General features: G+C 61.3%; 13 protein-coding genes. 6 read left to right on the top strand and 7 right to left on the bottom strand.

Going from position 1 to position 14,427, the window contains the following annotated elements; translation table 11 throughout:
- From AC3WTM_RS29160 to AC3WTM_RS29180, 5 genes are all read left to right on the top strand, one after another.
- Positions 1-1,436, top strand: a 1,436-nt coding sequence (locus tag AC3WTM_RS29160; RefSeq protein WP_492587679.1) for a cobaltochelatase subunit CobN, incomplete at its 5' end; no start/stop codon positions are given.
- 149 nt (positions 1,437-1,585) lie between these two features.
- A complete protein-coding gene (locus tag AC3WTM_RS29165) occupies positions 1,586-2,593 on the top strand; it encodes a magnesium chelatase ATPase subunit I (RefSeq protein ID WP_102671353.1) in 1,008 nt (335 codons plus the stop codon).
- Between the two features lie 119 nt (positions 2,594-2,712).
- The gene (locus AC3WTM_RS29170) at positions 2,713-3,258 is read left to right on the top strand and encodes a vWA domain-containing protein (protein ID WP_173677946.1); all 546 of its coding nucleotides are present in this window, start codon (positions 2,713-2,715) and stop codon (positions 3,256-3,258) included.
- A gap of 175 nt (positions 3,259-3,433) precedes the next feature.
- On the top strand, positions 3,434-4,597 hold the full coding sequence (ercA, locus tag AC3WTM_RS29175; protein ID WP_102671355.1) for an alcohol dehydrogenase-like regulatory protein ErcA: 1,164 nt from the start codon (positions 3,434-3,436) through the stop codon (positions 4,595-4,597).
- Complete coding sequence (locus AC3WTM_RS29180; protein ID WP_102671356.1) at positions 4,581-6,317, top strand: PAS domain-containing hybrid sensor histidine kinase/response regulator; 1,737 nt, start codon at positions 4,581-4,583, stop codon at positions 6,315-6,317. Before ercA ends, AC3WTM_RS29180 begins: the two co-directional genes overlap by 17 nt.
- Here the strand turns inward: AC3WTM_RS29180 and AC3WTM_RS29185 are convergent.
- The 7 genes from AC3WTM_RS29185 to AC3WTM_RS29215 form a co-directional block, all read right to left on the bottom strand.
- Complete coding sequence (locus AC3WTM_RS29185; RefSeq protein ID WP_102671367.1) at positions 6,293-7,183, bottom strand: aldose 1-epimerase; 891 nt, start codon at positions 7,181-7,183, stop codon at positions 6,293-6,295. The genes AC3WTM_RS29180 and AC3WTM_RS29185 overlap by 25 nt on opposite strands.
- 59 nt (positions 7,184-7,242) lie before the next feature.
- On the bottom strand, positions 7,243-8,523 hold the full coding sequence (locus AC3WTM_RS29190) for a TRAP transporter large permease (protein ID WP_102671357.1): 1,281 nt from the start codon (positions 8,521-8,523) through the stop codon (positions 7,243-7,245).
- On the bottom strand, positions 8,524-9,051 hold the full coding sequence (locus tag AC3WTM_RS29195; RefSeq protein ID WP_102671358.1) for a TRAP transporter small permease: 528 nt from the start codon (positions 9,049-9,051) through the stop codon (positions 8,524-8,526).
- 78 nt (positions 9,052-9,129) lie between these two features.
- On the bottom strand, positions 9,130-10,101 hold the full coding sequence (locus tag AC3WTM_RS29200) for a TRAP transporter substrate-binding protein (protein WP_102671359.1): 972 nt from the start codon (positions 10,099-10,101) through the stop codon (positions 9,130-9,132).
- Between the two features lie 77 nt (positions 10,102-10,178).
- Positions 10,179-11,066, bottom strand: coding sequence for an SMP-30/gluconolactonase/LRE family protein (locus tag AC3WTM_RS29205; protein ID WP_102671360.1), 888 nt, complete (start codon positions 11,064-11,066; stop codon positions 10,179-10,181).
- 52 nt (positions 11,067-11,118) lie between these two features.
- Positions 11,119-11,943 (bottom strand): NAD-dependent epimerase/dehydratase family protein, encoded by an 825-nt coding sequence (locus tag AC3WTM_RS29210; RefSeq protein WP_102671361.1) that lies wholly within the window; start codon positions 11,941-11,943, stop codon positions 11,119-11,121.
- Positions 11,944-12,130: 187 nt separating this feature from the next.
- Positions 12,131-13,426 (bottom strand): OprD family porin, encoded by a 1,296-nt coding sequence (locus AC3WTM_RS29215; RefSeq protein ID WP_102671362.1) that lies wholly within the window; start codon positions 13,424-13,426, stop codon positions 12,131-12,133.
- A 211-nt stretch (positions 13,427-13,637) separates the two neighbouring features.
- Between AC3WTM_RS29215 and AC3WTM_RS29220 the strand changes: the two genes are divergently transcribed.
- Entirely contained in the window at positions 13,638-14,258 is a 621-nt protein-coding gene (locus AC3WTM_RS29220) for a TetR/AcrR family transcriptional regulator (RefSeq protein WP_102671363.1), read from the top strand.
- Positions 14,259-14,427 lie beyond the last annotated feature (169 nt).

Consider the following 14,427-nt stretch of genomic DNA (forward strand, 5'->3'; position numbering starts at 1 on the left):
ATGGTGTGTCAGTCGACATCAATGTGGCTGACACACCATCGCGAGCAGGCTCGCTCCTACAGGAGGCGGACTGGACTGAGGTGCAAGCCATTATCGATGGTTTGCGTGATGTCATTGCCCCGTGTCTGGACGCCTGCGGTCCGGCGGAAATGCGCGGATTGCTCGACGCGCTTAGCGGTCGCTTCGTCCCGGCCGGTCCCAGCGGCGCGCCCAGTCGTGGTCGTCTTGACGTGCTGCCCACCGGGCGCAATTTCTATTCGGTGGACGTGCGCAACCTGCCGACCACCACTGCGTGGCGCATCGGGTTCCAGTCGGCCAACCTGATTCTCGAACGGCACCTTCAAGACCACGGCGATCATTTGCGCCAGCTCGGCTTGTCGGTGTGGGGTACCGCAACCATGCGCACCGGTGGCGATGACATCGCCCAGGCGATGGCGCTGATGGGCGTGCGCCCGGTTTGGGCCACCGGTAGCCAGCGGGTCGATGATTTCGAGATTCTGCCGTTGAGTTTGCTCGACCGACCGCGGGTGGACGTGACCTTGCGTGTGTCCGGTTTCTTCCGTGATGCCTTTGCCAATCTGATTCGTTTGTTTGATGCGGCGGTGCAAGCGGTGGCCGATCTCGATGAGCCGGACGACCTGAACCCGTTGGCAGCCAAGATACGCGCCGAGCGTGCAGCCTTGCTGCAGGCAGGGCTCGATGAAGACACAGCGCGACGTCAGGCCGGCTGGCGGATATTCGGGGCCAAACCCGGTGCCTACGGCGCGGGTGTGCAGGGCGCCATCGACGGTCGCCTGTGGCAGCGCCGCGAGGACCTCGCCGAGGTCTACCTCAACTGGGGTGGCTACGCTTACGGCGGTTCCGACGAAGGCACCGCCGCCCGCGAACAGTTCAGCCAGCGCCTGAGTCAGGTACAGGCGGTGCTGCAAAACCAGGATAACCGCGAGCACGATCTGCTCGACTCCAACGATTACTACCAGTTCCAGGGCGGCATGCTCGCGGCGGTGGAAAGCCTGAAAGGTGAGGCGGCGGCCAGCTATCATGGCGATCACAGCCAGCCGGACCTGCCGAAGATTCGCACCTTGAAGGAAGAGCTGAACCGGGTGATCCGCTCCCGGGCAGCCAACCCGAAGTGGCTCGAAGGCGTTAAACGTCACGGCTACAAAGGTGCGTTCGAAATGGCTGCGACGGTCGACAACCTTTTCGCCTTTGACGCCACCACGCTGTTGATTGACGATCACCAGTACGCGTTGCTGGCCGATGCCTATTTGCTCGATCCGGACACCCGGGATTTTGTTCGCGAACACAATCCTCATGCCTTGCGCGACATGACCGAGCGCATGCTCGAGGCGCAACAACGGGGAATGTGGAAGGAGCCCGGCGAGTACCGCGAGGCCCTGGAGAATCTGTTGCTGGATATAGAAGAAGACGGCTGACGCACTTAAACCTGTGGGAGCGAGCTTGCTCGCGATGACATGCGTTCAGTCGACAAAAATGTTGCCTGACATTCCTCCATCGCGAGCAAGCTCGCTCCTGCAGGGATTGCGGCGCCAGTGAGATCACCGACCATGACCGAGATAGAACAATGACCGACACCCCGCATTTCCCGCTCTGCGCCGTGGTCGGCGCCGACGATTTGAAGCTGGCCTTGTGCCTGACCGCCATAGACCCGAAAATCGGCGGTGTTCTGATCGAAGGCCCGCGGGGCATGGCCAAGTCGACCCTTGCCCGGGGTTTGGCGGATCTGCTGGCCAGCGGTCAGTTCGTCACCTTGCCGCTGGGCGCCACTGAGGAACGGCTGGTTGGCACCCTCGATCTCGATGCAGCACTGGGCGAAGGTCGCGCCCAGTTTTCCCCCGGCGTACTGGCCAAGGCTGACGGTGGCGTGCTCTATGTCGACGAGGTCAATCTGTTGTCCGATCATCTCGTTGACCTGCTGCTCGATGTAGCCGCCAGCGGCACCAATCTGGTGGAGCGTGACGGCATTTCCCATAGGCATTCGGCAAAATTCGTGCTGATTGGCACCATGAACCCGGAAGAGGGAGAACTGCGTCCGCAATTGCTTGACCGTTTCGGTTTGAACGTCGCCCTCGGTGGTCACACCGCGCCGGTCGAGCGTGGTCAGATCATCCGTCGTCGCCTGGATTTCGACGCCGACCCGCAAGGTTTCTGCGCCGAATGGGAATCCGCACAGGCGACTCTGCGTGACCGTTGCCAGAACGCACGCAATGCACTGGCAAGCATTCCCCTCGACGACCAGGCGCTGGCACACATCACCGAACGTTGCTTCGCCGCTGGCGTCGATGGTTTGCGCGCCGATCTGGTCTGGCTGCGCGCTGCCCGGGCTCACGCTGCCTGGCGCGGGGCGAACGCCATCGCCGAGGAAGATATCGACGCAGTCGCCGAGTTCGCCTTGCGCCATCGCCGTCGCGAACATTGCGCACCGACGCCTCAGTCATCCCAGGCGACGCAACAATCGGCGCCGCAGCACGCCAACCCGAGCGAAGGGCAGGGCCAGTGGGGCGAGTTGCCTGCCCAGGCGCTGGCGGTCGGTGCTCGACGTGAAGTGCCGAGCTGGCCAAAAAAGCCCTAGGCATTCGCCCACGCTCCGATGCGGGGGCGAATGCCAGACCCCGAGCCGGGCGGCTGGACCACGGCAAACAGGGTAATCGTCATACGGCCCGTAGCGGCTCGGTCAACTGGCCTGGCACATTGCTCAAAGGCCGACCGCGTCAGCGCGACGACCTGTTGTTTCAGCTGCGTACTCGCTCGCCCCATGAACTGTGGCTGGTCATCGTTGACGCCTCCGCATCGACCCGTCGTCATCAGGCATTGAGCGATGCCAAGGGCTTGCTGGCGCAGTTGTTCGACGATGCCTATCGCCAGCGTGCGCGTTTGGCCCTGCTCACGGCCAGCGGTGCTGCACCGAAGTGGCAGGTGCAGGGGTTGAAGGCCTCGACCGGGTTGCGCCATTGGCTCGATGGCCTTGGCGCCGGGGGCGGTACGCCGTTACTGGCCGCGTTGGGCGAAGCGGGGCGATGGCTAGGTGCACGGCAAAAGCGTTTTCCGGCAGAGCAGCAGCGGTTGTTGCTGGTGACCGATGGACGGCTGAAGGACTGGCCGTTGTTGCCCGTGCTGGAGTGCCCGGGGGTGCTGATCGACATCGAGCGCGGGCCGATCCGGCTCGGGCGCAGCAGAGTATTGGCGGCGCAGTTGCAGGCCGAGTATCGGCACATTGACGAATTGCTTCCTGGCTGAAGTTTACTTTGTCTGCACGGGCCTCATCGCGAGCAAACTCGCCCCCACAGGGGATCTGCGGTGAATACAGAGTGCGAGTACGCCCCAGCCTGCTACCCCATTGGTCTGATTGCATTCGCAGCTGGATGGTTTAGTGTGGTTTCTACCTTCCAAAACAATAAAAACAGGCTTTCCAATGAGCCAGAGTCTCAACCAGCTGCGCAAGTTCGTTTCCCCTGAAATCATCTTCGGTGCCGGTAGCCGGCACAGTGTCGGCAATTACGCCAAGACCTTTGGCGCACGCAAGGTCCTGATGGTCAGCGATCCCGGCGTGATCGCCGCCGGCTGGGTCGCCGATGTCGAGGCCAGCCTGCAAGCGCTGGGCATCGAATACTGCCTGTACAGCGATGTCTCGCCCAACCCACGGGTCGAAGAGGTGATGCTCGGTGCCGAGATGTACCGGGAAAACCACTGCGACGTGATCGTCGCCGTCGGTGGTGGCAGCCCGATGGACTGCGGTAAAGGCATCGGCATCGTCGTCGCCCATGGCCGCAGTATTCTCGATTTCGAGGGCGTGGACACCATCCGCGTGCCCAGCCCTCCGCTGATCCTGATTCCGACCACCGCCGGCACCTCGGCCGATGTCTCGCAATTTGTGATCATTTCCAATCAGCAGGAGCGCATGAAGTTCTCCATCGTCAGCAAGGCCGTGGTCCCGGACGTTTCGCTGATCGACCCGGAAACCACCCTGAGCATGGACCCGTTCCTTTCGGCCTGTACCGGCATCGACGCGTTGGTGCATGCCATCGAAGCCTTCGTGTCCACCGGCCATGGGCCGCTGACCGACCCCCATGCACTGGAGGCGATGCGCCTGATCAATGGCAATCTGGTGCAAATGATCGCCAACCCGACCGACATCGCCCTGCGCGAGAAGATCATGCTCGGCAGCATGCAGGCCGGGCTGGCATTTTCCAACGCCATCCTGGGCGCCGTGCATGCCATGTCCCACAGCCTCGGCGGCTTTCTAGACCTGCCCCACGGCCTGTGCAACGCGGTGCTCGTCGAGCATGTGGTGGCCTTCAATTACAACTCGGCACCGGAGCGCTTCAAGGTGATCGCCGAGACCTTCGGCATCGACTGCCGAGGGCTGAGTCACCGGCAGATCTGTGGGCGCCTGGTCGAACACCTGATCGCTCTCAAGCACGCCATCGGCTTTCACGAAACTCTCGGTTTGCATGGCGTCAGGAGCTCGGACATTCCGTTCCTGTCGCAGCATGCGATGCACGATCCGTGCATCCTGACCAACCCGCGTGAATCCAGCCAGCGTGATGTCGAGGTCGTCTATGGCGAAGCCCTCTGACGAGCAACAACGCGCCCTGGCCGGGCTGCTGGGGCTGGGCAGCCATTCGGCGCGCAAAAGTCATTACCCGGAACTGGCCGCGCGCCTGGATGATCTGGAAGCCGAGCGTAACCGCTACAAGTGGCTGTTCGAAAACGCGGTGCACGGGATCTTCCAGGCCAGCCTGCACGATGGCATGCGTGCCGCCAACCCGGCGCTGGCACGCATGCTTGGCTATCAGGACCCGCAGGAGGTGCTGTTCTCCCTGACCGACCTGGCCGGCGCCCTGTTCGTCGACGGCGCGCAGGAGCTGGAAAACATTGGCGAGATCCTCAGGCACCAGCGCAGCCTGCACGGCTATGAAACCCGCTTGCGTCGCAAGGACGGCAGCCATCTCGATGTGTTGATGAACCTGCTGCTCAAACCTGGCCAGGAAGGGCTGGTGGAGGGGTTCGTTTCCGATATCACCGAGCGCAAACAGGCCCAGCAACGCCTGCAGCAACTCAATGACGAACTGGAGCTGCGCGTCGTCTCGCGCACCAATGAACTGCTCGAAGCCAACCGCAACCTTCAGCAGCAGATCATCCAGCGTAAACAGATCGCCAAGGCCTTGCGCGATGCCCGCGATGCCGCCGAGGCCGCCAATCACAGCAAGGACAAATACCTCGCCGCCGCCAGCCACGACCTGTTGCAACCGCTGAACGCCGCGCGGTTGCTGATTTCGACCTTGCGCGAACGCAAGTTGCCGGAAACCGAACAGGTGCTGGTGGAACGCACTCACCAGGCCTTGGAAGGGGCCGAAGACCTGTTGACGGATCTGCTCGACATTTCCCGACTCGATCAGGCCGCGGTCAAGCCGGACATCGCGTCGTACCGCCTCGACGAACTGCTTGGGCCGCTGGTGTCGGAGTTCCAGTCCGTCGCCCAGGCGGCCGGCTTGAACCTGCGGGTGCGCATGGCCGATTACGCCATCAGCACCGACTTGCGCCTGATGACGCGGATCCTGCGCAACTTCCTCAGCAATGCCTGCCGCTACACCGATGAAGGCAGCATCCTGCTGGGGGCAAGGCGTCGAGGCGAGATGTTGCGCCTGGAGGTCTGGGACACCGGGCGTGGCATCGCCAACGACCGGCTCGATTCGATCTTCCTAGAGTTCAACCAACTGGATGTCGGTCGCGCCGCCGACCGCAAGGGCGTGGGCCTGGGGCTGGCGATTGTCGAGCGCATCGCCAAGATCCTTGGCTATAGGATCGGCGTGTACTCGTTGCCGGGGCGGGGTTCGATGTTCAGCATCGAGGTGCCGATATCCGACGAGGTTCCGTTGCCCGTGAGCCAGGCGGTACCACAACCGGGCACCGGCAATCCGCTGCCGGGCCGCCGTTTACTGGTGATCGACAACGAAGTGAGCATTCTCGAAAGCATGGGCGCGTTGCTCGGGCAGTGGGGCTGCGACGTTCTGGTGGCCACCGATGAAGCGGCTGCACTGGCAGCGTTACGCGGACAGGCGCCGGAGCTGATTCTGGCGGACTACCACCTCGATCACGGGGTGGTCGGCTGCGATGTGGTGCGACATTTGCGTGAGCATTTCCGCCAGGACATTCCCGCGGTGATCATTACCGCCGACCGCACCGACCATTGTCGGCGTGCGTTGCAGCGGCTCAACGCCCCCTTGCTGAACAAACCGGTCAAGCCCGGCAAGTTGCGAGCGGTGTTGAGTCAATTGTTGGGGGCATCTGCCTGAAGCGGCCGATATTGCAGGGTGAAGCCCAGTTCGGTGGATTGACCCTGTTCCAGCAAGCGCAACCCTGGCCGACCGGGCAGGTGATGCGCGTTGACCGGGTGGCTCACCGGTTCGATGCAGAAAAAATCCAGCCCCACAGGGCAATAGAGCAGGTAGTAATCGCTGCCGGTGGCCTGGCAGTCGAGTGCGTAACCAAGATCCGCTTGCTCGATCAGGCAGTGGCCGTTCCATTCGCAGAATCCGTTGTCCACCAGGGATTCGGGCAATGCCTTCAGTCGCTGGAAATCCCACTCGACCGGCAATGCGCTGAGTTCGGTCGGCAGTTTTGCCCCGTCGCACATCCACACCTGCCGGGCGGGCGCCTGTAGTCGGGTGTTTGGTGTGCGCGGCAGATACGGATGCAATCCCAGGCCATGCCACGCCGCGTGTTCAGCCAGATGCGTGACGTGCAGTTCGATGCTCAGCTTGCCCGCGCTCAAGTGAAAACGTTGCCGGGCGCGATAAGCGAAGGGGGTTGTGCTGTCGAGTTGCAGGATCACTTCATCTTTAGATTGGGTAACCACGTCCCATGGCTGCTGCCAGGCGCTGCCGTGAATCGGCAGGGGATCGGTGAGGCTGTTGGGCGCCAGGGCCAGCCAGCCGTCGGGGCAAGCGAAACCACCTTCGGCGATGCGGTTGGACCAGGGGATCAAGGGAAAGCAGCCGAGTTTGCCGGGCAGGCCGGTGTTCAAAGCGTGCTCATCGGCGTGGCGCAGCAAGGGCTGACCGGTGCTGCGCACGGTCCAGTTGACGATGCTGGCGCCGAGTGCCGGGGCGAGGGTGAGGTGGGTGAATTCGTCTTCGAGCTTGATCAATGTCAGCGACATGTTGGCCTGCTTCAAGAATGGTTGTGGCAAGGGAGGATGCGCCTCCCTTGCCTTGAACATCACAACACCAGATGCGGCAACCACAGTGAGATTGCCGGGATGTAGGTCACGGCCATCAGCACCAGGAACAGCACGCCGTAGAACGGCAGCAGGGCTTTCACGGTGGATTCGATACTGACCTTGCCCACCGCCGACCCCACGAACAGTACCGCACCCACAGGCGGTGTGATCAAGCCGATGCCCAGGTTCACCAGCATGATCATGCCGAACTGCACCGGGTCCACGCCAATGCCGAGGATCACCGGCATAAGGATCGGCGTGAGGATCAGAATCAGCGGCGCCATGTCCATGACCGTACCGAGCAACAGCAGCATGACGTTGATGCACATCAGAATCACGTAGCGGTTGTCCGACAGGGTCAGGAACAGCGTGGTGATCTTCGCCGGGATTTGCATCAGGGTCATGATGTAGCCGAAGCTGGCGGCGAAGCCGATCAGGATCATCACGATCGAAATCGTGCGTACCGTGCGGTGCATCAGTTTGGGCAGTTCGCTCCATTTGTAGTCGCGGTAGATGAACATGGTCACGAAGAACGACCACAGCACTGCAATCGCCGCAGACTCGGTGGCGGTGAAAATACCCGACAGAATGCCGCCGAGGATGATCACCATCGCCATCAGGCCCCACAGCGCTTCGCCGCAGATCTTCAGCGCTTCGCGCATCGGAATGACTTCGCCTTTTGGGTAGTCGCGCTTCTTGGCGAAGATCAGGCACAGCACCATCAGGCAGGCGCTCATCAACAGGCCCGGCACCACACCGGCCATGAACAGCGAGGCAATCGACACAGTGCCGCCGGCGGCCAGGGAGTAGAGCACCGAGTTGTGGCTGGGCGGTGTCAGCAGCGCTTGCACCGAACCGCTGACGGTCACCGCCGTGGCGAATTCCCGGGGATAGCCACGGCGTTCCATTTCCGGAATCAGCACCGAACCGACCGAGGCGGTGTCCGCCACCGAGGAACCGGAGATCGCGCCGAAGAAGGTCGAGGCCATGATGTTGACCAGCGACAAGCCGCCACGCACGAAACCCACCAGCACCCCGGCAAACGCCACCAGGCGCCGGGACATGCCACCCTCGGCCATGATCGCGCCGGCCAGGACGAAGAAAGGAATCGCCAGCAGGGAGAACTTGTTCACGCCCCCGGCCACCTGAATCATCAGCGCCTGGAACGGGATGTCGATCCACCAGGCGCCGATCAGTGCGGCAAACCCCAGGGCGTAGGCGACCGGCATGCCGATCAGGATCAACGCGATAAAACTGCCCAACAGAATAAAAGCGTCCATTCAGGCAGCCCCTTCGTTTTCTTCAACGAGGTCGAAACGCACGACCCGACGGTTGCTCTGGTCGCCGAGCAAGAGTTTTTCCAGGACAAACACCAGCGTCAGCACGCCGCCAACCGGAATCGGCATGTACGTGATGCCCACCCGCAGGGTCGGCAGGGCGCTCATGAACTGGTTCCAGGTGGACATGCACAGCTTGCTGCCCCAGATGGCCATGAACAGGCAGATGGTCGCCATCAGCAGTTGCGCGACAATGGCCGCAGCCTTTCGCAGGTGCGGTGGCATGCGGTCGGTGAGCATCGCCACCGCCATGTGCGAGCCGGACCGGTAGCTGGCGGCGGCGCCGATGAAGGTGAAGACCATCATCAGCAGAATGGCGGTGGGCTCCGGCCAACTGGAGCCGGTACCGAGCACGTAACGGGCAAAAACGCCCCAGGGGATCATCAGGGAAATGGCCAGGACCGACAGGCCGGCAACCCAGATGCAGGTCATGTAAATCCTGTCGTTGATACGCAGCAGCAGATTCTTCATCGGGTTCCACCGTAACCGGGCGCGCACTGACGTACACCAACGTCAGCGGCGCCGGGCCTTTCTTGAATGCAGGGAGGGTTACTGAACGGCTTCGATACGCTTGATCAGATCGGCGTAGGGGGCGCCGTATTTCTCGCGGATCGAGGCAGTGGCCTCGTAGAAAGGTTTCTTGTCGACGGTGATGAACTCGACGCCGGCGGCCTTGAGTTTTTCTTCGCTGCTGGCCGATTTCGCATCCCACAGGGTGCGTTCCTGGGCCTGGGCCGCCTTGGCGGTTTTCTTCACCAGGGCTTGCTGCTCTGGGGTGAGTTTGTCCCAGGTGATTTTCGACATCACGATTGGCTCGGGCAGGATCAGGTGGCCGGTCAGGCTGTAGTACTTGGCGTTCTGGTAGTGATTGTGTTCGAGCAGGGTCGGCGGGTTGTTTTCCGCGCCATCGATCACACCGGTCTGCAGGGCACTGAAGATTTCGCCGGTGTCCATCGCGATGCCGTTGCCGCCCATGGCGTTGATGGTCTCGATGAACATCGGGTTGCCTTGCACGCGGATCTTCATGCCCTTGAGGTCTTCAAGGCTGCGCACCGGTTTCTTGGTGTAGATGTTGCGCGTGCCGCCGTCCATCCAGGCCAGGGCGACCAGGTTGAATTCGGAGTTGGTGATCTTGTCGAGGATTTCATCGCCCACCGCACCGTCGATGACCTTGCGCATATGCGCCTGGTCACGGAACACAAACGGCATGTTGAACACGTTCACGTCCGGCACCACCGGCCCGACGATGCCGAGGCTGACCCGGGCCATCTGCACGGCACCGACCTGGGCTTGTTCGACCACTTCTTTTTCCGAGCCGAGCACGCCACCGGCGAACATCTTGAAGGTCAGCGCGCCGTTGCTGTCGGCCACCAGGGTTTTGCCCAGTTGTTCTTCAGCCAGCACGGTCGGGTAACCGGCGGGGTGGATGTCGGCGAATTTGATTTCCAGTGCCTGGGCGGCACTGCTGAGGGAGAAGGCTAATGGAAGTGCAGCGGCGAGCAAGGTGCGTTTGAAGTCCATGGGGGTGTCTCCAGTTTTATTGTTTTTTTTGTTCAAGGCACAGCGATGCAGCAGGAGCGCGTTTCTTTTGAGGTTGCTCAGTCGTTGAAACGGGGTTCGGGTAGACCTTTGATGCCGGGGTCGAGGGCGAATACGCCACCGGCCAGTGATTGCGGATCATGGTCGTCGCCGGGGCGGATCGAAGTCACGAACAGCGTGTCTAGTCGAGGTCCACCGAAGGCGCACATGGTGGGTTTTTTCACCGGTACGGCGAGGGAGCGGTCAAGTCGGCCATCCGGGGTAAAACGGTGGATCAAGCCGGCGTCGTTGGCGCAAATCCAGTAGCAGCCATCGGCGTCGACCGCCGCGCCGTCGGGGCGACCACAGTACTGATTCATGTCCACGAACAGGCGGCGGTTAGACGGCGTACCGGTTTCGATGTCGTAGTCGAAGGCCCAGATTTTCTGGACCAGTGGATGAGAGTCGGACAGGTACATCGTTCGCCCGTCCGGGCTGAAGCCCAAGCCGTTGGGCACGATGAAACCGCTGAGTCGCGCGTCGAGCGGCCCGGGTTGCCCGGAGCTGTAGCGATACAAGGTACCCTCGGCGGCATTGGCGCCCATGTCCAGCACCATGCTGCCGGCCCAGAAGCGTCCCTGACGATCGCAGCGGCCGTCGTTCAAGCGCATGTCGGCGCGGGCATGGTTGACCTGGGCCAGTTGTTCACTGTCGAGGCTGCCGTCGCTGTGCGGATGCAGGCGGAAGAACCCGCTCTCCATGCCGGCGACCCAGCCGCCGTCACGATGACGGGCGATGCAAGCGAGCATCTGCGGGGTTTTCCAGGCATCCACCTGCCCGGTATCGGCACTCCAGCGCTGTAAACCGCCGGCGGGAATATCGACCCAGTACAGGGCGTTTTCTTCAGGCACCCAGACCGGGCTTTCACCGACCGCGTTGCGGGCGTCGACAATCAATTCAGCTTGCATGGCAACTCATTCCCTTGGCTTTTTTTGTGGGGATCAAGCAACGCGCGAAGGCTCAGTCACCGAACGGCCCGGCTGCGCAGAAGGCGCCGCCCTGATAGAGCCGCGCCGGGTCATCGGCGGCGGGCATTGGCTGGGCTTCGACTTTTTCGCGGAACACTTCGGAGCTGTCCTGGGGGGCAAAACCCAGGACCGTGGCGTAACGGTTGTCCCACCAGATGTCCTTGTTGTCGGACATGCCATAGACCACGGTGTGGCCGACATCCGGCGTATACAGGGCGCGCTCGAGCAGTTGGGTCAGATCGCCGAAGCTCAGCCAGGTGCTCATCATCCGGCGGTTGTGCGGTTCCGGGAATGATGAGCCGATGCGCACGCTGACGGTCTCGATGCCATAGCGGTCGAAGTAGAAGGTGGCCATGTCTTCGCCGTAGGACTTGGACAAACCGTAGTAACTGTCCGGGCGGCGAGGGGAGTGGGCGTCGATCACCTCGTCCTGCTTGTAGAAGCCGATCACATGGTTGGAACTGGCGAAGATCACCCGCTTCACCCCGTGGCGGCGCGCGGCTTCGTAGATATGGAACACGCCGCAGATGTTGGCGCCGAGGATCTCCTCGAACGAGTGCTCGGTCGACACGCCGCCGAAGTGCAGGATCGCGTCCACGCCTTCGACCAGTTGATGCACCGCCTGTTTGTCGGCCAGATCGCAGGGCACGACTTCTTCGCGATCATCCATGGCCGGTGCGATGTCGGCGATGTCCGACAGGCGAATCACATTGGCGTAGGGGCGCAGGCTTTCGCGCAGGACTTTCCCGAGGCCACCGGCGGCGCCGGTTAGCAGCAGGCGATTGAAAGGGATGCGGGCGGTTGCAGTGATTGTCATGGGAATCCTGGACAAACAGTTGTTGTTATTGGTTTGTTGTAGGTTGTCGTATGACTGTGCTGAAGTATCGTTAGGGTTTCCGGCTCTTGTCAACGCGACATTGGTGGTAATTGACGGAGGGTCGTTCCAAGCCTTCCAAGGTGCTCTTGTGGGAGCGAGCAGGCTCGCTCCCACAATGGTTCGGTATTTACAACAGGCTGATCGGATAGCTGATGAAAATCCGGTTCTCATCGAATTCGTTGGTGCTGAAGCTCTTGCGAATGGTTGCGTTACGCCATTTCACGTTGAGGTTTTTCAGCGCACCACTTTGCACGGTGTAGGCCAGCTCCGATTCGCGACCCCATTCCTCGCCGTCGGTAATGCTCCCGGTGTGCACGTTGTCACCGCTGATGTAGCGGTTCATCAGGGTCAGGCCCGGAACGCCCAGGGCGGCGAAGTTGTAGTCGTGGCGCACCTGCCAGGATTTCTCCCGGGCGTTGTCATAGCTGGAGTTGTAACTGTCGTTGGCCAGGGTGCCGCCGCTGGTGCCGTTGACCCGCATCCAGACGTCGTCGCCGGTGAGTTTTTGCAGGCCGACGTAGAAGGTGTTGCCACCATATTTGGCCGAAAGCAGGGCGAACGCGGTCTTGTTGTCGAGGTCGCCGGCCTTGGCATTGCCGTCTTCCTTGCCGATGAAGTAACCGAGGTTGGCGCCCAGGGTCCAGTCGCCGACGGGCTGGCTGTGGGTCAGGTTGAAGTATTGCTGCTGGTAAATGTCACTGAGTTCCGAGTACCAGACGCCGACCTGCGTGCGCTTTTCATTGAACGCATATTCACCGCCGCCGAAGTTGAAACGGTCCGAGGTAAACGCCGCTTTGCCGTTCATGAACATGTCTTCCATGCTCGCGTCGTTACGCGGGCTGTTTTTCTGGAATTGACCGCCGTAGAGCGTCAGGCCGCTGATTTCGGTGGAGGTCACCTGAGCGCCCTGGAAGGTCTGCGGAAGCGAACGGCCATCGTCGGAACGCAGGATCGGCAGCACCGGCATCCATTCACCGACCTTCAATTCGGTTTTCGAGATCTTGCCTTTGAGCGCCACGCCGAGACGGCCGAAATTGTCGGCGGGGCGGCCGTCGTCGTGGATCGGCAACAGTTGGGTGCCACCGGTGCCTTTGCCGCCATCAAGCTTCTGCGAGTACAGGCCCAGCACATCGACACCCAAGCCCACAGGACCCTGGGTGAAACCGGAGCGGGCATCGAGAATGAAGTTCTGCGTCCACTCTTCAGCCTTGCCCTGGGGGTAAGCCGGGTTGGTGTAGTTGCGATTGATGTAGGCGTTGCGCAGGTTCAACGTGGCCTTGGCGTCGTCGGTGAAACCTTCGGCCTGGCAGGTGATGGGCAGGACGAGGGCCAGGCTGCTGCAGCCGATCAGGCTGAGAGAATGGCGACGGATGAGGGTAGGCCGTGAACTACGGATGGACGAATTGCGGGCGAGCTTGCTCACTGTGACGCTCCCTTTCTTTTTGTTTTTATTGTTTGTTATACGTCGTCGTACAACATTGACGGCGATTATTTACAGGCCGTTTCAGTGTTGTCAATCGGAAGTTATACGATGACCTGTCTGGAAGGCGGGGGAGTGAAATGTTTGGTTTGACCCTGTCGCCGCGAGCTAGAGCGGATGCTAGTCTTGCTCAACGTTGTGGTCGGGGATCTGCATGGGCAATCACAAGATCGAGATTCGTCGCAGTAACGTCGAAAAAATCCTGCTGGGGGCGGAAAAAGTCTTCGCTGAAAAGGGTTTCGGCGGCACCGCCATGGCCGACATCGCCGCCGAAGTGCAGCTGCCGCGTTCCAACCTGCACTACTACTTCAGCACCAAGACCGAGTTGTACAGCGCCGTGCTGTTTGACTTGCTGGAAGTCTGGAAGCAGGACGCCCTGTGCTTCGAGATGTTCGATGACCCGCGTGTGGTGCTCAGCAGCTACATCCGCGCCAAGATGAACCATTCCCGCAGCCGGCCCTATGGCTCGAAAGTCTGGGCCAACGAAATCATCCATGGCGCGCCAACCCTCGGCGAAGCGCTGGACGCGAGCCTGTACGACTGGGCCAAGATGAAGGAAGCGAAAATCCGCCAGTGGGTGGAGGACAAACGCATCCTGCCGGTGGAGCCCTCGAGCCTGCTGTACATGATCTGGGCTTCGACCCAGCACTACGCCGACTTCGATCACCAGGTGAACATTCTCAACGACCATCAGCCGCTGTCGGACATGCAGTTCGAGAAAGCGGTGCAGACGGTGACCAGTGTGATTTTGCGGGGGATCGGGCTGGAGCCTTGAGATTTGTGCTGCATGGGCCGGCCTCATCGCGAGCAAGCTCGCTCCCACAAGGGAATGCTGTCGTACACAAATGTGGTGTACACCAGAGATCACTGTGGGAGATTCTATGGTTGAGGGAAAGCCCTCAACTGGCTTTTGGCTGATATTCGCTTTGCCCTTTCAGCAAGGC

It is taken from the genome of Pseudomonas sp. EU05-FHT14B02, from assembly GCF_058791055.1.

Coding starts and splice junctions, on each gene's coding strand:
- AC3WTM_RS29165 (WP_102671353.1), top strand. CDS start 1,586: ATGACCGACACCCCGCATTTCCCGCTCTGCGCCGTGGTCGGCGCCGAC.
- ercA (WP_102671355.1), top strand. CDS start 3,434: ATGAGCCAGAGTCTCAACCAGCTGCGCAAGTTCGTTTCCCCTGAAATC.
- AC3WTM_RS29180 (WP_102671356.1), top strand. CDS start 4,581: ATGGCGAAGCCCTCTGACGAGCAACAACGCGCCCTGGCCGGGCTGCTG.
- AC3WTM_RS29185 (WP_102671367.1), bottom strand. CDS start 7,183: ATGTCGCTGACATTGATCAAGCTCGAAGACGAATTCACCCACCTCACC.
- AC3WTM_RS29190 (WP_102671357.1), bottom strand. CDS start 8,523: ATGGACGCTTTTATTCTGTTGGGCAGTTTTATCGCGTTGATCCTGATC.
- AC3WTM_RS29195 (WP_102671358.1), bottom strand. CDS start 9,051: ATGAAGAATCTGCTGCTGCGTATCAACGACAGGATTTACATGACCTGC.
- AC3WTM_RS29200 (WP_102671359.1), bottom strand. CDS start 10,101: ATGGACTTCAAACGCACCTTGCTCGCCGCTGCACTTCCATTAGCCTTC.
- AC3WTM_RS29205 (WP_102671360.1), bottom strand. CDS start 11,066: ATGCAAGCTGAATTGATTGTCGACGCCCGCAACGCGGTCGGTGAAAGC.
- AC3WTM_RS29210 (WP_102671361.1), bottom strand. CDS start 11,943: ATGACAATCACTGCAACCGCCCGCATCCCTTTCAATCGCCTGCTGCTA.
- AC3WTM_RS29220 (WP_102671363.1), top strand. CDS start 13,638: ATGGGCAATCACAAGATCGAGATTCGTCGCAGTAACGTCGAAAAAATC.